7 protein-coding genes are annotated in these 21,918 nt (G+C 61.0%); all 7 read right to left on the reverse strand.

Annotation, left to right across the window (positions count from 1 at the left end; all coding sequences use genetic code 11):
• Nucleotides 1-543 precede the first annotated feature (543 nt).
• Nucleotides 544-2,991 (reverse strand): TonB-dependent siderophore receptor, encoded by a 2,448-nt coding sequence (locus ACTJKT_RS09870; RefSeq protein ID WP_440786937.1) that lies wholly within the window; start codon nt 2,989-2,991, stop codon nt 544-546.
• A gap of 96 nt (nt 2,992-3,087) precedes the next feature.
• The gene (locus tag ACTJKT_RS09875) at nt 3,088-4,071 is read right to left on the reverse strand and encodes a FecR family protein (protein ID WP_440786938.1); all 984 of its coding nucleotides are present in this window, start codon (nt 4,069-4,071) and stop codon (nt 3,088-3,090) included.
• Between the two features lie 42 nt (nt 4,072-4,113).
• The gene (locus ACTJKT_RS09880) at nt 4,114-4,611 is read right to left on the reverse strand and encodes a sigma-70 family RNA polymerase sigma factor (RefSeq protein ID WP_025804837.1); all 498 of its coding nucleotides are present in this window, start codon (nt 4,609-4,611) and stop codon (nt 4,114-4,116) included.
• Nucleotides 4,612-4,751: 140 nt separating this feature from the next.
• Complete coding sequence (locus tag ACTJKT_RS09885; protein WP_440786939.1) at nt 4,752-5,102, reverse strand: hypothetical protein; 351 nt, start codon at nt 5,100-5,102, stop codon at nt 4,752-4,754.
• A gap of 214 nt (nt 5,103-5,316) precedes the next feature.
• Entirely contained in the window at nt 5,317-5,820 is a 504-nt protein-coding gene (locus tag ACTJKT_RS09890) for a pentapeptide repeat-containing protein (protein WP_440786940.1), read from the reverse strand.
• On the reverse strand, nt 5,817-20,129 hold the full coding sequence (locus tag ACTJKT_RS09895) for a two-partner secretion domain-containing protein (protein WP_440786941.1): 14,313 nt from the start codon (nt 20,127-20,129) through the stop codon (nt 5,817-5,819). The genes ACTJKT_RS09890 and ACTJKT_RS09895 overlap by 4 nt, the downstream gene beginning before the upstream one ends.
• A gap of 24 nt (nt 20,130-20,153) precedes the next feature.
• The gene (locus tag ACTJKT_RS09900) at nt 20,154-21,860 is read right to left on the reverse strand and encodes a ShlB/FhaC/HecB family hemolysin secretion/activation protein (protein ID WP_440786942.1); all 1,707 of its coding nucleotides are present in this window, start codon (nt 21,858-21,860) and stop codon (nt 20,154-20,156) included.
• Between the last annotated feature and the right edge of the window lie 58 nt (nt 21,861-21,918).

Consider the following 21,918-nt stretch of genomic DNA (forward strand, 5'->3'; position numbering starts at 1 on the left):
CGATAAGCCCGACCAGCCAACGCGCGGGCCCATGCACCCTGCTGTGTTTTCAAGATCGCCGGAAGGCCCTGCGGGCCTTATCGCAGCCTGCGGCAGCGGCTACAGGGTTTTGCGCCAGGCATAAAAAATCGCGGGCAAACCATGCCCCTGTAGGAGCGAGGCTTGCCCGCGATACGCCCGACCGGCCAACGCGCGGGCCCATGCACCCTGCTGTGTTTTCAAGATCGCAAGAAGGCCCTGCGGGCCTTATCGCAGCCTGCGGCAGCGGCTACAGGGTTTTGCGCCGGGCATAAAAAATCGCGTACAAACCATGCCCCTGTAGGAGCGGCCGGTCGACGCTCGATTGCCCGCGATAAGCCCGCCCAGCCAACGCTGCACGCCCATGCACCCTGCTGTGTTTTCACGATCGCAAGAAGGCCCTGCGGGCCTTATCGCAGCCTGCGGCAGCGGCTACAGGGTTTGCGCCAGGCATAAAAAATCGCGGGCAAGCTCGCTTCTGTNTGTAGGAGCGAGGCTTGCCCGCGATGGGCGCGACGCGGTCTATCAGAACCCGACGCTGGCCTGGACGAAGAAGGTCCGTGGCGCGCCGACGTAGATGCCGGAGTTGTTGTCGCTGGAGCGGGTGAAGTACTGCTTGTCGAAGAGGTTCTTCACCCCGGCGCCGAGCTTGAGGTTCGACAGCTGCGAACCGAAGTCATAACCGCCACGCACGTTCCAGGTGACGTAGCCCGGCATATCGCCGTACTGGCCGTCGGCGCTGCCTTCGGTGATGTAGTTGTCGTTGAAGCTGCCGTCGGCGTTGACCATGCTGCCCGGCGAGCGCTGCTTGGACTGGGCGAAGGCATCGATGTTGTAGGTCCAGCGGTTGATGTCGTAACGCAGGCCGAGCGTCGCCACCTGGCGCGAGTAGAACGGCAGGTCACGGTCCTTGAACGCCGAGCTGCCCTCTTCATAGGTCGCACGGGTGTAGGTGAAACCGGCATTGGCGGTCAGGCCATCGAGGCGCGGGTCCAGCGCGGCCAGGTCGTAGTGCACCGAAGCCTCGATCCCCTGGTGCTTGGTGGCGCCGAGGTTGGTCCAGCCGACATCGTTGCTGATGTATTGCAGCTCGTCCGAGAAGTCGATGTAAAACGCCGTCAACTCACCGCCCCACACCTCATCGTTGTAGCGCGTACCGATCTCGTAGGTCTTGGCCTTCTCCGGGTTCAGGCCGTTGGCGGTCTGGTCGCCCACCCCGCCCTGGCCCAGCTGGAAGTATTGCAGGCTGCCGAACGAGGTCTCGTAGTTGGCGAACAGCTTCCACGCATCGGAGATGTGGTACATCACACTCAGCGCCGGCAGCGCCTCGTTGCTGTTGATCTCGCGGCGCTTCTCCTGGACCCGCACGCCATTGGTACCCAGTACCGGGCGGTCGTGCCATTCGGTGCGGATGTTCTCGAAGCGGATACCCGGGGTGATGGTCCAGTTGCCGACGTCGATCTTGTCGTCGATGTAGAAGGCCGTGGCCTCGGTGCCGCCGGTGCGGTCCTGGTACACATGGCCGTCGGAGCCCGGACGCACCACCGGCTGGTTGTTGACCAAAGCCAGGCGGCTGGCCTCTTCGTGCATGCCTTCTTTCAGGTAGCGCATGCCGACGCTGGCTTCCTGGGTGGTCGGGCCGAGGTCGAACACATGGGACACCCGCGGCTCGACGCCGAAGGTGTAGTAGGTGCGCGGATAGGACACCAGGGTCTTCTGGTCGCGGGCGGCGATGGTGCTGCCGCGGAAGCTGTCGGAGTAGTAGGTCAGCACTTCGAACTGGGTGCGATCGTCGATCTGGCGCAGGTACTTGAACGACACATCCTTCCGGCGACCGCTGAAGTTGTCCCAGTCGCGGTCTGACTGGTAGGGGTCGGCGTCGTACTGTTTCTGGGTCAGGCCGCCGGGCATGTCAGCCTTGGCGTCGTAGTAGTGGAAGTTGAGGCTGAAATCGTCCTGGTCGGTGGGCGCCCAATGGGTCTTGAGGATCACGTCATCGATGTCGTTGCCGTTGTTGCTGCCGCGATAGCCGTTGCCGTTGACCCCGGAGTACAGCAGCGCGGCGCCGATACCGTTGTCCGCGGTGCCGCCGAGGAAGGCCGTGTCGATATGCTTCCAGCCGCCGCGCTGGGAGGTTTCCAGGGTGCTGCCGATTTCCCCGGTGGCTTTTTCCGGGATGGCCCGGGTCACGAAGTTGATCACCCCGCCGACGTTCTGCGGTCCGTAACGCACGGAACCGGCGCCGCGCACCACGTCGATGCTGTCGAGGTTGCCCGAGGAGATCGGCGCCATCGACAACTGCGGCTGGCCATAAGGGGCGAAGGCCGCCGGCACGCCGTCGATCAGCACGGTGGAGCGTGGCGACAGGCGCGAGGTCAGGCCGCGCACGCCGACGTTGAGGGAAATATCGCTGCCGCCGGTGCCGTTGGCGTCCTGCACCTGCACGCCCGGGACCCGACGCAGCACGTCGCCGACGTTCATCGCGCCCTGCTCGAGCATGGCTTCACGACGGATCACCGTGCGCGCACCCGGGTGGTTCTGCACCACCGCTTCGTTGGCGTCGCCCAGCCAGTCACCCACCACGCTGATGCTGGTGGCGCCCAGTTCCAAAGGGCCGTCACCCGCCGCCGACGGCGCCGGGCTCAGGGTCACCGAGCCGCCATCGATCTGGTATTGCAGGCCACTGCCTTGCAGCAACTGGCGCAACGCCTGCTCCGGCGACAGGTTGCCGTCCACCGCCGGAGCCTGCTTGCCGGCCACCAGCTCAGGGCTGAAAAACACCTGCAGCGAGGTTTGCAGCCCCAGCTGGCTCAGGGCCTGGCCCAACGGCTGGGCCTGGATATGGATGGCGCTCGGCGCCTGCTCGGCATGGGCCTGGGGCAGCGCGGCACTGACCGCCAGGGCCAGGGCCAGCGGCAGCCAGCGGGTGGAGGGCGAGCAAGGATTGTTGTTATTCAGGTCGAGGCGTTTCAAGTTCGAGCAGTCCTGTTGATCGCAAGTAGATGCGTCTGTTAATGCAAACCAGTTGCAGTTGGACAAGAAGACGAAGAACTCGAAAAAAACCTGAATCTATCGCGCAATTATTTCCTGGCTACCGTCGGCATGGGTCTTCACCGCCACCGGCAGGATGCTCGGCAAGGCCTTGAGCAGCGCATCGGTGTCGTCGGACTTGAACACGCTGGTCAGGCGCAGCCTGCCCACCGCCTCACTGCCAACCCGCAGCGGCTGCTCGCGATAACGCGACACCTCGGCGGCCACTTCGCTGAGGCTGGCGTTGTTGAACACCAGCTTGCCACTGCGCCAGGCGGTCAGCACCTGGGGATCGACCGCATAGGCCGCAGCCACTTTACCCTGGGCATCGACCGCAGTGCCCAGGCCGGCAGTCAGGTTGACGAAGTCGCTGTCCGCGGCGTCCCGCCCCTGCACTTTCACCCTGCCCTGCTCCACCGCGACCCGGGTCTGGCTGGCGTCGCGGCGCACATCGAAACGGGTGCCGGTGACCCTGACCTTGCCGGCCCCCGCCGCCACCACAAAAGGCCGGCTGCTGTCGTGCTCGACACTGAACATCGCCTCGCCTTCGCTCAGCTCGACGCTGCGCTGGCCTTGCTCATAACGCACCAGCAAGCGGCTGCGGCTGTTCAGGTCCACCTGGGAACCGTCGGGCAAGGCCACATGGCGGCGCTCGCCCAGGGCCGTGACGAACTCGGCGTTGTACAGCGCGGACTGGTTCATGCCGCTGAACAGCCCCAGGCCTACAGCCACCGCCAGCACACTGGCCGCCACGGCATATCGCAGCAGCGGCCGCCGCTTGATGGTCGGGTTCGGGGCATCACACAGCGCCTGCAAACGCGCCTTGGGCACCAGGTCGGTGGCCGCCCATAGGCTTTGCAGCAGTTGGTATTCATCCTGGTGCGCGTCGTGTTCCGCCAGCCAGGCGTCGAAACGCTGCCGCTCCTCGGCATCGATCGCCGGTTCTTGCAGGCGCACAAACCACAGCGCCGCCTCATCGCGAACCGTCGCCTGCCCGCACGCGCACTCACGAGTCTGCGTCATGGAACATCCTGTTGGGCTGGGGGGAGAAAGTCATGGCATTCATCACTGCGGCCCGTCCACGCGCTCGCGCAGATGCCGCAGGGTGCGGATCATATACTTTTCCACCATGTTTTTTGACAGCCCCAGGCGCTGGGCAATCTCGGCCTGGGTCAGCCCTTCGATCTTCTGCCAGACGAACACCTTGCGGCAGTTCAACGGCAACTCGCCAAGGGCCCGTTCGATGGAGTCAGCCAGCTGGATCGCATGCATGAAATGCTCCGGGTCGCCGCTGGGCGACGCGCCTTGATACACCGCCTCCAGTTCCATGGCACCGCGCCGATCCTCACGGCGATAGGCATCCACCGCAATATTGCGCGCCGTCTGATGCAGATACGCCCGCGGCTGCTGCACCGCCGCCGCATCCGACTCCAGCACCCGAACAAAGGTGTCATGGGCCAGGTCCTCCGCCTGCGAACGGTTCTTCAGCCGACGCGTCCAGGTACCGATCAACTCTTCGTAGTGCTCGAAAAAGCCTGGGCGGCGAGGCGGCTTGGGGGTCATTGCGCTGTGCTGAGGGGTGGGGAGGCGTGAATAGTAATGCTTCTTATTAAAGGCGGCAAATGGTTCAGGACGGCCATCCTTTCCACACGTGGCATTGACATCCTCAGCGCTCATCAGATCAAACCTAACCCCTTACACTTTCACTGAACATCCGAAACAAACTCTCTAATTATTTTTCTATCCGCATCATTTTTTGCTGCCCGCTCTAAAGCCGGAACCAAATAATAAAGTAATAACTCAACCCTCGACTCTTCCATTGGAAGAAAACCTCTAACACAATCAATAATCAACTTTGTAGACATAATTGATGCAAAGGACTCATACCCTCTCGACCCAGAAAAAGGTAACTTTTCAAAATAATATTGCGCTAACCGCCTTTGATCAGATCGTTTCCAAGTACGGTGAGGAATTAACAAAATCGCCTCCCCGTAATCAATAGCGTCCATAGGATACTTATCAATCAACCAGTCGACAGCCTGAGCAGAATCCATCTTAGCAAGCTGTGCGCATAGTAGCCTCAATCTCTCATCCACATCTTTGAAACATCATCACACAAATAGGAGCAAGACCAAAATCAAAAGTACCAAGCCTCTAAACAATAGAACTACGGCCTGCCCCAACTTCTGTCTAGAACAGTAAAAATCCTTACACTTTTCGGCCTTTTTTGCCTTCGCCTTGCCTAGCCTCCATTTACATTTAGGAGAATTACAATAGGGGACCAGTGCCACTTTCCCGCTTTAACAGACCATGATTATTGGGATTGAAATTTTCCGGCCAGATCGTCGCACCATTATATAAGGCCCCTTGAAGCTTACACCTATCTAACCCTAGAACACTGACGTCCGCCCCGGACAAATCAGCGCCTCGAAAGTCCCCCCCCTCTACATTCGAATTTTTTAGATTCGCTAAGCTTAAGTCCACCTTAGAGAAATCAGAATACATAAGTAACGACTCAGAAAGATCGACCCCTCTCATTTTAGACCCCGTCAATATCGCATTAACCAATGAAGCATTTTTCATCTTCGCATTATTCAATACAGAAAAATAAAAAACAGAATTCCTTAAATCATCACCTGTAAAATCAGCACCACTGAAATCTAAATACTCAAATATGGCGCGATGAAAATTAATACCTTTAAGATCCGCACCAACAAAGCTTTCAATAGAAAGCTCCAGACAATCACCTGTCTCAAATCTTACAGTAATCATTTATTGCCCCAATCCAAAGGTGAAATCTCAAGATTAACGGTTGGTCTTTTCTTACTCGCCTTGTAGTCAGTCAATACGCCAGGATTCACTTCAAGCTCTCTACCGAGTATCTTAGCCGCAATGTATCGATGATTACCGTCAACAATTACATCACCATCCATCTTAATTGGTGGAGCAATATCTCCTTTAAGGAGCCTGTCAACGTATCGCTGAATAGCCGGTAGGGAAACACCTTCTTGCGCACTGATAGTTTTATCGCCTTTTAATGCTTTCTGGATAATTTCTGGAGTGACCTCGCTTCCTTTAGTTACGAGAGCGCCCCCTTTTTCACCTGCTGCATTTTTAACCCCAAAAAGTATAGCCGTCCATTTGGCAATAGTCCCTAGCGTATCAGGCTTAACCTCAACACCTATTTGGCCAGCAGCATCACTGACTGACTGCAGAGCTCCCTGGACTATCCCTGCCCCTGCAAGACGAATTTGGGTGTTTGTATTCATCAACTGAACCGCCCCAAGCATACGCTTCACCTCCTCAGGTACGTCATTAGAGGTTCGTGCTTGTGAGATCAGCTCGTTGGTTTTCTGATAGTTCGCAACCCAATCGCTATATTCGGTTTTACATGCAGTAGGGTCCGTTCCGCAGATCGCCTCCAAACGCTTTGCGTTAGCGTCGTTCAGATCTGCATATTTATCTCTGACTTTGTCGCAGGTATTAGTGGCCAGGCAGGCCTTACCCTCTTCAATGAGGTTTTCCACCTCCTTATGCTTCAGTTCGTTGTAAACCGTCCCCTGCTGCGCCACCCAACCTGCAACCTGCTGATCCTTCTCACTCCCTCCGGCTGCAGCCGCAACCGTCATGCCGAGCAACTGAGAAGTCATTGCCAGCACTTGCTCATGAGCGACGCCAGGGAAAATCTTGTCCCCTACCATCTGGATCAGGGCCTTGTTGGCACCAGCCGCCAACGCAGAGGTAGCAAAATCCCCCCCTGCGGCCTCACCAATCAGACCACCGACAATGGCATGGACCGCTACCTTCGTTGGTAAACCGCTTCCTACCAGACTGTCGCCAACTTTCTCGTAGATCGCTCCAGTCAGCATATCCGCCGCCAATCCCACTGCAGCCTGGCCTAGGTTGTCCTTGAACTTCCCTCCATTTACAACTGTTTTCAGGGCTGAATTGACTGCCAGACGGACACCGACATTTGCCCCGGCAAGACCACCACTCACACCGGCAACCGCGTAATTTTTCAGACTGTCGCTGGACGTGACGTCCTTAACAACTGCACCTAGGTTGCCTTTGTTATTGATCGTACTGATCGCCGCACCGCTGGCGGCAGATGTCACCACTGCTGTGGCCGCAACGTTGGCCCAACCGGCTGCAGTCGCCGTTCCGGCAAGCGAAGTACCGGCAGCCGCCATGGCCGACCCGGAGCCTGCAGTAGCCCCGGCAGCAGTGCCCAATGCGGCGCTTGCAGCACCGGCTGTCAACGCTGTCACAATGATGATGACTGCCAACATCGCCCCCTGGCCGAGACCGGAGTGGCTGTACTTGAAGCTTTCGTGAACCTCTTGCACCTTGCGCCAGTCCACATCACCGCGTTTTTCGGCGTCCTTGAGCCACGCCAGTTGAGGGTCTGCCTGCACCATGGCATCGATGGTCTGGCTCACCGACTTCTGGTCGATCTGCTTGATGTCGATCTTGAGGCCATCGACCGCCTTGATCGCCAATTGTCCCTGGGCCACTAGCTCGCTCTGTCGCAGGGTTTCATCGGTGTTGCCTTTACCCTTGGCACTGGTCCACGACAGGCTGTTGCTGCTCTTCTCGTGACTCTCCTGATGCAGGTCCTTCACCCCTTCAAAGGTGATCTCCCCACCGCTTTGCAGAGTGATGTCCTGGTCACTCTCCAGCTTCGCCGCCTGGTACTTCTGGTCTCCGCCGCTGACCAGCGTCAGATCGCCTCCAGTCGAGATCTCACTGCCGACATGGGTGATCTTGGTGAGCTCGTCACGTTTGGTTTGCTTGCTGCCCCAACTGCCTTTTTTCTTCTTGTCGTACAGCGAGTAGTCGCTGTCTTGCGCCGCCAGCAGTTCGAGGTTGTCGCCGGCCACCAGGTAGGCTTCATCGCCGGCGGTGATACGGCTGGAGATCAGCGCCATGTCCTTGCCCGCACTGAGGTCCACATCGCCACCGGCGCTGAGGGTCGTGGCGATCTGGCTGACATGGTCTTCCTGGCGGGTGACTTTCTTGGTTTTTTCGTAGGAGTGCCGCTCGTCAGCCGCCGAGGACAGCGTCAGGTTCTCGGTGGCCGCCATGGCGATATTGCGTTTGGCTTCGATCTCGCTGGCGATGGCGTTGATATCGCGACCGGCCTTCACTGTCAGGTCGCGGCCGGCGCTGACCTCGGAGCCGATCTGGGTGATATCGCTGCTGTAGTGGTTTTTGCCCAGCGCCAGGCTGTTGCTGAGCTGGGTGGACACCAGATTGGCGTCGCGCCCCGCGCTCAGGCTCATGTCCCGGCCGCTTTGCAGAACGCTGCCGGGATTGGTGATGTCACGACCGGCGGAAATGACCATGTCGTTGGCGGCTTCGATACGCGCGGCGCTGTTTGCATAGTCCTTGTGCGAATAGCCCCGTACCACGCTGTCCACCGAGGTGACACTGCGCTCGTTGAGCACATCACCGCTGATCGCGTTCATCGTCACGTCACGACCGGCGATGATGCCGCCCGCCTTGTTGGTGATGTCGTTGGCCGCCAGCAGGTCCAGGCGATTGCCGGCCTGGATCAGCCCGCTGTTGACCAGGTTCTTGCCCGCCGTGGCAGACAAGTTGTTGGTGGCGCGCAAGGTACCGACGTTGTCGAGGTTCTGGCCGGTGATCAGGCTCACGTCGTTACCGGCAATCAATGCACCGGTAGGGCCGAGACGATCGTTGGCCTGGGCCATGTACAGCACTGGCACCAGCACCTTCTCGCCGTTCACTTCATGCTCTTCGAGCCAGACGATATCGTGGGTCAGCGCCGCAACCTGTTGCGACGTGAGGGTCACGCCGACCGACAGGTTGAGTTGATCCTTGCTGGCGATGGCATTGTTCATCAGGTACTTGAACTGAGCCTCGTTGGAGTTCTGCCCAGCGAGAAATGCCTGGCCGGTACGCGCGGTGATGGCTTGCTGCACGAGGCGTTGCTCGTAAAAGCCATCACCCAGGCGCTTGGCGCTGATGTCCGGGTCGTAACCGAGGCCTGCCAGCAGGTAATCCGAACTCATGAACTGCTTGAGATCGGTGAGTACCGGGTTGGTTTCGATCAGGTACTTCTGCGGGTTCGGCTTGAACGAGGTATCCGGCAGACCTTGAACGCGGGCCACGGCCTGGCTGGCCACTGGAGTGGCGACTACTGGATTGGCCACTGCGGGGACAGCGCCGGTCGGTACGCTCCCAACAACAGGCGAGGTCACGCTGGCCAACGGATCACGCTGGTTGAGCGGCAGCGCTGGCACGCTCAGGTCAGGCCCTGTGGCGACCGCGCTATGGCTGGCCTCCTCGACATGCACGGCTCCCACCTGGGTGATCGCGCCAGCATTGCCTTCATGACCTGACAACGCCAGGGTGCCGCCATTGTCGACAGGGGCGCTGACGTCGATCGCGCTGGCGCTCAGGTTGCTGTCGGTGGCCTGACGGGTGACCCGGGTCAGTTGCCGATCGCTGGAAGCCACCTGGGCAACATCATCGATCTGGAAACTGCGCGCCTGGATATCCGGCAGGTTCTGTTGACGCTGAGCACTGCTGACCGAGGCGCTGCCCATGGTCCAGTTTTGCGGCCCGATATTGGCCTGGGTCGCCTGTTGAGCCGATCCACCCTGCCCACTCAAGCGGAATAGGCCGTTTTGCCCTGTCGGCAATGTGAAGCCGGGCAGGCTCAGCGGGTTGACTTGTTGCTGGGCCAGATCGGGAGGTAGCTGGCTGTTGAGCCTGACAACAGTGGTGCCGGTGCCGTTTACCCGGGTATCCGCGACCTTGTTGGTGCCACCGCTGGCGCTGTAGTCCTGGTGGATGACACTGTTCTGCAGATCCTGGGTGGCGGTGATCGAAACATTGCCACCGGCCTGGATCACCGCATTGCGGCTACCGATGGTACTGACAGCGCCGCTACTGTCTTTGGCGATCTCCACATCCTTGAGCTTTGTGAACTGAGAGAACTGGCTCGGCAGTTCAAGCAGGTTGTTCGGGTCGTACTGGGAAAACGTCGTCTTTTCGAAGCCGTACTCCAGGCCGGGAAATACGCGGTTATAGACGCTGCTTGTATCGACGCCTGCCCCCGTAGCGACGTTGTTGAGAGACACCACTGAATAGCTTTCACCGTCTCCCCCACTGTAATCCTCCGATTTAGCTATGGCCTTGTGGATGTTGTCGTCCAGATCAAGGTAATACACATAAGGGAAATCAGGGTTGTTGCGCTGGTTGTAAGGCGTCAGGACATCGGAGAAAAGCCGCCCGGTAGCACCCGCGCCCATATCGTAGACCTTGTACAGGCGCGTGCGCTCGATGGTCCCGTTCTGCGCGCCGATGTTCTGCAGGCTGTCGGCCGTGATATTGATATTGCCGCCGGCGCTTACAGTACTTTTGCTATTGAGAAAAGTGCCGCCCTGGAAAACGAGATCCTTGCCCGCTGTCAGTAGCGCCGAGGCGCTGGTGTCGTTGTCGACACTTTCGTAGACCTCACGGGCCGCCAGCGTGAAGGTGTAAACCTTCCCTTTGCAGTCATTACAGATATTGGCGATAAACCCCGATACCAGCTTGCGACTGCCCGACGCCACCGCGCCATCGGTACGGTTCTGGAACACATCGGCGTTGAGCGCGAAGGCCCCACCGCTTTCCATGGAACCGGAGACGTTGTAGATCCCCGCGGCCCGAGCGGCGCCGCCGTAACCACCGATAGATACGTTACCGAGCCCGTACAGGTCGCCGTTCTGGTTGGTGAAATTGCCAACCCCCAACGTCATATCCGCGCCGCTGAAAATCAGGCCGCGATCGTTGAGCAACGATGGGGTTCTCAGCTCGAGGTTCTGCGCAGCCCCCAGGGTCCCGGAATTGACAAGGCTGCCGGCCTCGACGGTCAGGCCGGCATTGGACGTCAGCCGCCCGGCGTTGCTCAGCGGCCCGCCGATCCTGATCGTCGAGTTCCCACCGCCGGCCACGCTACCCGCACTGCCCAGGCTCATCGAAGCAGCCGTCAACCCGAGACTGCCCAGGCTGCTGTAGCGCCCACTGCCGCTATAACTGCCGCCCAGCGTCAGGCTGGCCGTGCCGTCGCTGGCAATCAGGCCATCGTTGGTCCAGTTACCGCCGTTGCCCACCAGGCTGGTGGTGGCCAGCAATTGCCCGCTGCCGGTCTGGATCAGGTTGTTGACGTTGACGGTCAGGCGCCCGGCCTGGATCACGCTGCTGTTGGTCCAGCTATCAGCCGCGAGGGTCAGCCCGCCACGGGTGACGAGGCTGCCGCCGGCATTGGTGACGTTGGCCGTGGAGATATCGAAGGTGCCGTTGCCCACATGCAACAAGCTGCCGCCCTGGTTCTGGAAGCCCGCGGCATTCAGGGTCAGGTCACTGTTGGCGCTTTCCAGTTTGCCGTTGCGGTTGTCGAACAAGCCGCCGATCTGGAAGTCGGTCTTGCCACCGGCGCCCAGGGCCCGAAGCTGGCCGGTCTGGTTATCGAGACTGGCGGCACGCACGCTGAGGGTGCTGTCGCTCTCGATGATGCCCATACGGTTGTTCAAGTGACCATTGAGGCTGAGGTCGATCCGGTTACCGGCGATCTGGCCGTCGTTGTCACCGCTGTTGTCGAAGTTATTGCCGCTGACTTTGACCAGCCCTTTGGCATACAGGCCGCCGTTACGGTTGTCGAAGTTGCCGGTGGTGATCAGTGCATCGCCGTTCTGGGCGGAAATACGTCCGCCGTAGTTATCGATACCGCCCAATACGCTGAGGTTCAGGCGCTGGGCCTGAGCGATGCCGCCCTGGCGGTTGTTGTTCAGGTCATAACCGTTTTTCAACACGCCGACAATACGGGCTTCCAGCGCGCCCTTGAGGCTGGCGAGGGTGCCGCCGCGGTTATCGAGGTTGGTGGCGCTGACCTTGAGGTCACCATTCTGGGCCAGGAGCCGACCGCTCTGGTTGTCGATATCCCCCGTCACGGCCAGGTCCATCGCGCCCTGGCTTTGCAGGGTACCCTTGGCATTGCCCAGGCTCGCAGCGCTCAGTTCCAAGGTACCGTTCTGGCTGTATATCAGGCCGTCGCCATTGTTTTGCACGGCGCCCGATACCTTGGCGAGCAGATTGCCGTTGGCCGCGACAGTGCCGCGATTGCGGTTGTCGAGGCCGCCAGCGAGCACGCTCATCAGCCCCTGGCTGACCAGTTGGCCACCCTGGTTGTTGATCTGGCTGCTACGGCTGATCACCAGCGGTCCGCCACTGGCGAGCTTGCCGTTGGTGTTACTCAGGCTGCCGAGCAGGTCGAGGTTCACTGCGCCGTTGCTGACCAGGCTGCCGCCGGTGTTATCCAGGGTCGTGCCGGTAAAACCCAGGGCCTGTTGTGCGCTGATCGTCCCGGCGTTGTTCAAGGTCATGGCTTGCATCGTCAGGGCAGCGCCGCTGTCGATCGATCCACCCTGGGTATTGTTCAGCAGGCCGCCAACGGTCAGTTGCTGACCGGCGCCGCTGGACAGAATACCGGCACTGTTATCCAGGCTGGCGGCATTGACGTTCAGCGCCTTCTGGCTGACCAGCGCGCCGCCGCTGCTGTTGAGCAATGCACCGCTGATGTTTGCATTCAGGTCGCCACTGCGGCTGGACAGCGTGCCGTTGTTGCGGTTGTCGAGGCTGCCCCCAGTCACTGTCAGGCCCTGCCAGCCAGAGATCAGGCCACCCTGGTTGAGCAAGGTCTCGCCGGTCAGCCCCAGTTGGTTGTTGCTGATCAGCTTGCCGCCGTTATTGTTCAGCACACGACCAATAAGATTGGTGCTCAGGCTGCTGGAAATCTCTCCGTTCTGATTGTTCAGGTCCCGCAGGCGATTGATGGTCAGCGGACCTTTGGCGATCAGCAGGCCATTGCGATTGTCGAGGTCAGTGTTGGCCAGGTCGAGACGCACGCCGCTGTCGCCCAGCAAGCGCCCGCCGTTCTGGGTCAGCGCCCCCAGGTTCAGCGTGATATCGCCTTTGGCCGAAACCTCACCGCCGTTGCTGGAGTTCAGGCTGCTGGCGGTCAGGGCCAGACCGCCCTGGCTGTTGATCAGGCCGTTGGCGCTGTTGTTCAGCGCCATCGCATTCAGGGTCACGGCACTGCCACCAAGCAGGGTACCGCCCTGGTTGTTCAGGTCAGCACTGCCAAGCGTCAGGTTCTGTGTCGCGTTGATCAGGCCTTTATTCTGGTTGCTCAACAGCCCCGCGACAGTCAGCTTCAGATCGCTACGACTGTTAATCGCCCCCTCAGCGTTGTCCAGGCTGTCGGCCCCTACATCGAGGGCTGCCGCGGCGATCTGGCCCTTGAGGTTGGTCAGGGCTTGATTGACTCGCAGGGTCAGGGCCTGGTTGCTGAGGAGTTTGCCGTTGCTGTTGTCGAGGCTGTCAGCGGTGAGGCTGAAAGCCTGGGCACTGGAAATTTCGCCACCCTGGTTGTCAATGCCCTTGAGGTTACGCAGCACCAGCGACGGGGCATTGATCAGGCCCGTCTGGTTGTTCAACTGACCTTGGTTCAGGTCCAGCGTGAGGCCCGTGTTGCTGAAGAGCTTGCCGCCCATCTGGTCGAGGCCGGTGACGTTGGCTGTCAGTGCCTTGCTGCTACCGATGACGCCACCGTTGCGGTTGGTGACCTGGGCGGCCGCCAGAGTCAGGCTGTCGCCACTGTTCAGGCGACCGTTCTGGCTGTTGTCAAAAGCACCGGTGGTCACCCCCATCGAGCCTTTGCTGCTGATCACGCCTTGTTGACGGTTGTCGAGACTGGCGCTGCTCAGCTCGATGCTACTGTCACTGACCAGTTGCCCACCCTGGTTGCCTAGCGCTGCGCTGGCCTTGACCTTCAACGCACCGGCACTCGACAGGCTGCCAGCGGTGTTGCTCAGGTTGGCGCTGGTGACGTCGAGCTTGCCTTCGCTGCTGATCAATCCCTGATTGTTGGTCAGGTCGCCGCCCAGGCCCAAGCGCACATCCTGCCCACTGCGCAATTGACCCGCCGTGTTGTCCAGGGTCTGGCCATCCAGGGTCAGACCGCTCTTGCCATTGATCAGGCCCTGATTGCGGTTGAGCACCTGATCCAGGGTCATGGTCAAGCCCATGGCCGCAATGATCTGGCCACTGTCACTGTTGTCCAGGCGCTTGCCGGTCAGGCCAATGTCGGCGCTGCTGGAGAGCTCGCCACCCCGGTTGTCGATACTGCCCACCTCGAGTTTCAGCGCTTTTGTAGCGCCGACCAGGCCACTCTGGCGGTTGTCGAGCACGCTGCCGGTCAGGCCCAGGGCGCCGCTGGCGATGAATTGCCCGTTCTGGTTGTCGAGGCTGGTGATGGTGGCCGTAACGTCGGCCTTGCCGGCGACCGAGCCGTCGCGGTTGTCGAGGCTGTTGGCGGCCAGCAGCACTGCCCCGTCGCCGACCAGGGTGCCACTCTGATTGGTGAAGGTTTGAGTCACGCCCAGGTCGACCTCGCCACGGCTGCTGATCAGGCCATGGCTGTTGTCCAGGCTGGCGCTTCGGCTGTTGAGGGACGTTGCGGAAATCGACCCGTTCTGGTTGTTCAAGGCCTGAGCGATACGCAAGGTCAGGCCCTGCTTGCTCAGCAGTTTGCCAGCGCTGTTGTCGAGGCTTTGCGCGGCGAGCGTGAAGGCCTGGGCGCTGGAGATTTCGCCGTTCTGGTTGGCGACGTCCTTGAGGTTGCTGAGCACCAGCACCGGACCATTGATCAGACCCTTGCGGTTGTCGAGCCGGCCGTTGTTCAGGTCCAGGTTCAGTTGGGTTTTGCTGAAGAATTCGCCTCCTTGTTGATCCAGGCCGGTGACCTTGGCCGTCAGGGTCTTTTCACTGGCAATGCGGCCGCTGGCGCCGTTGTCGACCTGGGTTGCACTGAGGTCCAGCGTATCGTCGCTGGTGAGGTGGCCACCCTGGCTGTTGTCCAGGATGCCGGTGGTGACATGGGTCGCGCCCTTGCCGTTGATCACACCGCTCTGACTGTTATCGAGACTGGAACTGGCCAGGGTCAGCCCCTGGTCGGCGAGGACCGAGCCGCCCTGGTTGAGCAACGCACCCAGGCTGGTGACCGACAAGGCGCCGGCGCTGCCGAGCTTGCCTTTAGTGTTATCCAGAGTGGCGACATTGAGGGTCAATCCCGCTTCGCTGCTGAGCAACCCGGCGTTATTGAGCAGAGCCCCATCGAGACGAATGTCCAGCCCCTTGAGGCCGGAAAAACTACCGCTGCTGTTGTCGAACCGGGTACCCGTCAGGCCTGCGCTGCCCTTGGCGAACAGTCGGCCTTTGCTCTGGTTGATCAACTGCGCCACCGTCAGCTGCAGGTCGGTTGCGGACAGCAGCTTGCCGCCATCGCTGTTGTCCAGGTGCTGACCGGTGTAACTCAGGCTGTTTTCGGTACTGGAGATTTCCCCGGCGCGGTTGTCGACCTGATCGACATTCAGGGTCAGTGCGTTGGTGCTGCCCACCAGGCCGCCGTTACGGTTGTCGAGGGCCTTGCCCGTCAGCGACAGACTGCCTTGGGCTACCAGCGCACCACCCTGCTGGTTCAGGGTATCGACAGTAGCGGTCAGGTCGACCTGACTGGCAATCCGACCTTTGCTGTTGGTGACTTCCTCGGCCTTGAGCGTCACCGGGCCGACCGCACTGAGCAGGCCACCACTGTTGTCCAGCCGCGAGCCTTGGTAGTCAATGGCAGCCTTGCCGCTCACCACGCCCTTATCGCGGTTATCCAACTGCCCGACCAGCAACTTCAAGTCCTTGTCGGCCCGGATCAGCCCTCCCCGGTTATCCGCCAGGTCGCTGCGCAGGGTCAGCCGATCCTTGCCAGACAGGCTGCCGCCACGGTTATCCAGGCTACCGGCAGTCAACTCGATGCCACCGGCGGCTCTGAGTTTTCCCAGCTCACGGTTATCGAAAGCGCCAACGACCGTGCCTGTCAGGGAGCCATCGACCGCCAGCAACACGCCCTCGGCGCGGTTGTCGAGACTGCCGGCATTCAGAGTCAGTGCCTTGCCGGAACCGAGCATCCCGCCCTGGTTATTCAGTGCCCCGCTCAGATCGATGCTCAGCCCGAGATCCCCGGTCAGCTGGCCTTGGGTGTTGTTCAGACTGGCCGCTTTAAGGCTCGACAGACCGGCGCTGGACAAGGTGCCGTTGAGGTTGGTAAGCGCCTCCTCGACGGTCAGGCTCAGGCCCGAATCGCTACCCATAGTGCCTTCGGTGTTGTCGATGCTGGCGGCATGCACCTCCAGCCCATTGGCCGACACCAGCCCCCTGAGGTTGTTCAGGGTGCGCTCGACACGCAAGACCAGCGCCTGCTCACTGCCAATCGTGCCATCGGTGTTGTCGAGGGCTTGCGCGGCCAGCGTGAAGCCCTGGTCACTGGAAATCTCACCGTCCTGGTTGCTGACACCCTTGAGATTTTTCAGCAGTAACAGGCCAGGGGCATTGATCAGACCGTCCTGGTTATTGAGCTCACCGTTATTCAGATCGAGACTCAGCGCGGCGCTGCTAAACAGTTTTCCGCCTTGTTGATCAAGGCCGCTGACGCTTGCCGTCAGGGCCTTGGCACTGGAGATACTGCCTGCAGCGCCGTTGTTCAGTTGGCCGCTGACCAGGTCCAGGGTGTCGCCGCTGGTCAGGCTGCCACCCAGGTTGCTCAGGGTGCCCAGGCTGGTGAGCTGCAAGCCCTTGACGCTGGAGAGCTGGCCAGCGTCGTTGTTCAGGCTGCCGGCCTTGAGCAGAATGGCGCCATCGCCCTTGAGCGTGCCTCGGGAGTTGAGCAACTGCCCGCTCAGCTCAAGGTCCAGCTTGCCTTTGGCGTAGAGATTGCCACCCTGGCCGTTGTTCAGCTGCGCAGCCTTGACCTGTACACCCGCCTGCCCGGACAACTGGCCGTTGAGTTGATTGTCGAGTTGGACGAGGGTCAGATCGATGTCGTCATTGGCGAGCAGTTTGCCGTCATGGCTGTTATTCAGCGTCGTCCCCGTCAGCTTCAAGTAGCCCTGGCTGGAGACGTTGCCACCCTGGTTGTCGAGGTTGTCGATCCCCAGGTCCACCCCCTGGGCAGCATTCAGCGAACCACCCTCACGGTTATCCACCTTGTTGGCATTGAGCGTCAGAACGCCGCCGGCGCTGACACTGCCGCCGCGGTTATCCAGGACGCCAACCGTATTCAGGTTGGCGCCGGCCTTGCTGAGGATCCGCCCTTTGAGCTGGTTGTCGAGACTGGCGCTGTCGAGGGTCAGCAAAGCGTTCGCTGACAACAGACCGGCCTGGTTCAGCAACTGCCCGGCAATCTTCGCCGTCAGGCCCGCGCTGCTCAGCAGCGTGCCCTGGGTGTTGTCGAGGCTCGCGCCTTGCACGTTCAGCAACTGGCCGGAAGTCATAGAGCCGGTGGCATTGTTGATCGCGCCCTGACTGTTCAGCGTCAGGTTCCCATCGCCGATCACTTGCCCCTGGCGGTTGTCCAGGTCCGCCACTTGAAGGCTGATGTCACGAGCGCCCAGCTTGCCGCCCTGATTGTTCAGGCTGCCGGCCAGCAGCAGGTTCAGCCCTGCTCCAGCGTTTATCTTGCCTTGCCGGTTGTTCAGGCTGTCGGCCTTCAGGTCGATGGCAGAGGCGGAAATCAGCGCCCCGGTATTGTCCAGGGCCCGGGCGATACGCAGGGTCAGGGCTTGCTCGCTGAGGACCTTGCCAGCCGTATTGTCCAGGCTGCTGGCCTGCAAGGTAAAACCTTGATGGCTGGAGATTTCACCGCTCTGGTTGGCCACTGCATTCAGGTTCTTGAGCAGCAACACGCCCGGTGTATTGATCACCGCGTTCTGGTTATTGAGCACGCCGTTGTTCAGGTCCAGGGTCAGCCCCGCGGCACCGCTCAACAGGCCCTGATCGTGCTGGTCCAGACCGCTGACACTGGCAGAGAGGGCCATGGCACTGGTGATGTGCCCACCTTCGCTGTTATTCACTTGGCCGCTGGTCAGGCTCAGAGCGTTGCTGCTGCCCAGCACGCCCCCTTGATGGTTATCCAGGCTGCCGCTGTTGATCAGCGCACTGCCGGCACTCTGGATCTTGCCGGCCTGATGATTGTCCAGTGCCCCCTGCGTCGTCAGCCCCAAGGCGCCCTGACTGATGATCGAGCCTTGTTGGCTGTTGTTCAGGGAAGCAGCGACCAGCTGCAGGTCATGTTGAGCACTCAAGCGACCGCCCTGGTTATTGAAGGCACCACTGGCATTGATATTCAGAGCGCTACCGGCCGCTATCAGACCGGCCACGTTATCCAGGGAGGCAACATTCAAGGTCACCCCGGCGAGGCTGGAAAGCTCAGCGCCACCGTTACCCAGCGCAGCCAGGTTGGCGACCAGCTCACCCTTGCTGTTCACCAGCCCACCCTGGCCATTGAGCAACTGGTTGGCATTCAGATTCAGGCTAGCGCTGCTCAGCACCCGGCCCTTGTTCTGGTTATCCAGGGTGCCCGCACGAATGTCCGCGTTCTGTTTCGCGCTCAGGGTACCGCCCTGATTGTTGACGACACCGCTGGCATTGATACTCAGAGCGCTACCGGCCGCTATCAGGCCGGCGACGTTATCCAGGGAGGCAAGATTCAAGGTCACCCCGGCGAGGCTGGAAATCTCAGCGCCACCGTTACCCAGCGCAGCCAGGTTGGCGACCAGTTCACCATTGCTGCTCACCAGCCCGCCCTGGCTATTGAGCAACTGGTTGGCATTCAGACTCAGGCTGCCGCTGCTCAGCACCCGGCCCTTGTTCTGGTTATCCAGGGTCGCAATGGTGACGTTAGCGCTCTGCCCCGCACTCAAGGTCCCGCCTTGGTTGTTCAGGGTCTGCACGGTGGTGACCCTCAGATTACGGCTGGCAATCACGCTCTTGCCGCCGTTGTCGAGGGCCTGCGCGCTCAGGCTGACATCGCCGCTGGCATTGCGGCTGTTGTCGGTATTGACCCCGGCTTCGATGATGCCGCTGTTGGTCAGGCGGCCGCCGGCGCTCAGGCTGATGCTGTCGCGCGCGGTCAGGTTTTGTCGGTTGTTCAGGTCGCCTTGGGTTTGCACATCGAGGGTGCTGCCGGCATGCACCGGACCTTGGGCATCGAGACTGGCCGCCTTGACCTTGACCGCCCCCGCGGAGGCCGAAGTCTCGGCCATGCGCAGCTGGCCGTTGGCATCGAGCTGGATATCGCCGCCACTGGCGATCAGCTTGCCGTCGAGTTTTACCCCGACCCCGGCTTCGGTCCCCACCAACTTGATCGCCCCGGCGTACATGCCGCCCAGGGCCGAAGAGTCGATGGCCAGTTCCGGCTTGGCGCTGCCGTCGTCGGCGCGGGCGGTGGCGTTCAGGGTGCGGGCGTCGACATCGTTGCGGCCGGTGACGATCGTCAGGTTTTTCGCCTGGATCTCGGCATTGATCTTGGCGCTGCGGGTGATGATCTCGAAGCGGTCGACGTTGTTGGCATTGAGCAGGCTGCCCTCGATGGTCACCTGCCCCTGATCGACCTGATAACGGCTGAGCTGGCCGTTTTCGATCACCGGCTTGCCGGTGGTCAGGGTGGCTTTCGGGGTGTTGATGAAACCGCAGCCGTTGCAGCTGATGCCATAAGGGTTGGCGACGATCACATGGGCCGACTGCCCCGCCACCTCGGTGTAGCCGCGCAGTTGGCTGGGGCTGCCGCCGTTGACTTCGTTGAGGATGGTTTGCGCCGCGACGCCCTTGAGGTTCGGGTTGCCGACAATGATCCCGCCCAGTTGAGTGCTCTGCGTGCGGTCGGTGGCGTTGTTGAGGATCACGCCCTGCTGACCGACGTTGTAGTCGTGGAACTGGTTATGCGACAGGCCACTGCCATTGGGCGTGGCGATATTGACGATGGGTACGCCGTTGCCCGCCTGCCCCAGGCTGGTGCCCGGCGCGCTGACCACTATGCCTTCCGCCTGGGCCCACAGCGGTTGCCAGAACATGGCGTTGGCCAGGATGAACGCCAGGCCGCGCTTGGGCATGCCCCAGAAGTGCTCGCGGGTTTTCAGGGCAGCCGAAGGCTGACGGGCCAGGAAGGCAAATTGGCGAACGTCCATATCGAAGTCTCGAAAAAACGCGATTTAGAGGAGAAGGTCCAGGCGGAAGTAGATCGGCGCTTCGCGCTCGCTCAGGACATCCGGACGCTCAAGGGAATGGGCGAAGGTCACACTGGTCGCCAGGTGCTGGCCGCGGGCGAACAGTTCCAGGGAGTTGCTCGACAGGCGCCCGTGCTGCTCGCCGTTGTAGCGGTCGCCGCGGATCACGCCCTGGTCGTAGCCCAGGCTGCTGCCGTACTCGGCGAACACCGGACGCAGCCAGCCGAGGGTCACGGGACGGCTCCAGCGCAGGTCGTTGCGCCAGTAACCGCCGCTGTCGCCGGACAGCGACTGATCCTTGTACCCGCGAATCGACGACTGCCCGCCGAGGCTGGTGCGCTGCGGGCTGAACAGCACGTCTTCGCTGCGCTGGCCGGTCATCAGGCTGCTGAAGCTGAGGGATTCGCCCCACAGCTTGAACGGCTGCAGGTAACTCAGGGTGGCGCTGTATTTGCGGTAGCGCGCATTCGGCTCCCCGGGCCCGGGGTGGCCATTGTCCTGGGCGTCGAAGGCGCCGATGCCGTTCTGCATGCCCAGGTCGAGGTTGACGAAGGCACCGCCGACCCGCCGGCCGTGATTGATGCCGAACTGGGCTTCGCTGAGGCGGTTGCTGCTCAGCTTGAGCTTGCTGTCTTCGATGAAGTTGTTGGTGCGCAGGTAGGCCAGGCCGGCATTCAGCGAGGTCTTGCTCACCGCATCACGCAGGATCACCCGCTCGGCGCGCAACTGGTGGTTCTGGCTGTCGCCGGTCTGCTTGAAGTTGAAACCGTTGGCCTGGGCCTGGGAGCGGTACTCGCTCTGACTGTAGGTGTAACTGAAGTTCCACCAGCCCCAGGGCAGGTTGTAAGAAAGCATGGCGTTGTTGGAGGTGTGCTGGTGGTCGCTCATGGCATCGTGGCCACCGCGCAACATCAGTTGATCGGCCAGCCCCAGCGGGCTGTCCCAATCGAAGGTGGTGCCCCACTGCTGCTCGCCGGTGCTGCGCTGGCCGTCGTTGCTGCGCGACAGCCCGGCCCGCCAGGGCTTTTGCGCGGTGTTCTTGACCAGTACTTCACTGCCACCCACTTCTTTGCCGGGGGCCAGCTCCATTTGCGCCTGGTTCGACGGCAGGCGGTTGAGCTGATCCACCAGTTGTTCGATTTCCCGCAGGTTGACCAGCGCGCCGACCTGGCCGGGAAAGGCCATGGCCAGCTCGCGCTCGGACAGCTGGCTGTCGGCGGCGCCTTTCAAGCCTTCGAGCCGGCCCTCGACCACCAGCACCTTCAAATGGCCGCCGGACAGGTCCTGCTGTGGCAGGTAGGCACGGCTGGTGACCAGGCCCTTCTCGAGGTAGTAGTCGGTGATGACCTTGAGCAGCTCGTTGAGCTGGCTGACACCCAGGCACTGACCGATATAGGGCTTGAGCAGGCGCGCTTGCTCGCTGGCGGACAGGCTGTCGGCACCCTTGAGCTCGATGTCCTTGATCGGGAAACAGCGGGTGTCGGCAGGTGCGGTCGGCGCGGTGGGAGCAGCCTCTTTACCGGGCAGCTCCTTGAGTTCTTCCAGGCGCCGGCGCTGCTCTTCGAGCAGGCGGTCCTGGCGTTCGCGAATCAGGTCGGTGTCACCGGGGGTGGGAGCGGCATAAACAAGGTGCAGCGGAGTCAGGCACAGCAAAGCCAGGCACAACCTCCCCGCGAGGGCGGGTGAGAGCATGTTCGATCCCTCGAGATACGATGACATCAAAGTGATATCACGATGTTAAGTTGCCATC

The sequence above is a fragment of the Pseudomonas sp. 22526 genome, assembly GCF_052044735.1.
GTDB classification, from domain to species: Bacteria; Pseudomonadota; Gammaproteobacteria; order Pseudomonadales; family Pseudomonadaceae; genus Aquipseudomonas; species Aquipseudomonas piscium.

Bases quoted from the DNA above. Each gene is read 5' to 3' on its own strand.
- ACTJKT_RS09895 (WP_440786941.1), bottom strand. From the start codon at position 20,129: ATGGACGTTCGCCAATTTGCCTTCCTGGCCCGTCAGCCTTCGGCTGCC.
- ACTJKT_RS09900 (WP_440786942.1), bottom strand. From the start codon at position 21,860: ATGCTCTCACCCGCCCTCGCGGGGAGGTTGTGCCTGGCTTTGCTGTGC.
- ACTJKT_RS09880 (WP_025804837.1), bottom strand. From the start codon at position 4,611: ATGACCCCCAAGCCGCCTCGCCGCCCAGGCTTTTTCGAGCACTACGAA.
- ACTJKT_RS09890 (WP_440786940.1), bottom strand. From the start codon at position 5,820: ATGATTACTGTAAGATTTGAGACAGGTGATTGTCTGGAGCTTTCTATT.
- ACTJKT_RS09875 (WP_440786938.1), bottom strand. From the start codon at position 4,071: ATGACGCAGACTCGTGAGTGCGCGTGCGGGCAGGCGACGGTTCGCGAT.
- ACTJKT_RS09885 (WP_440786939.1), bottom strand. From the start codon at position 5,102: ATGGATTCTGCTCAGGCTGTCGACTGGTTGATTGATAAGTATCCTATG.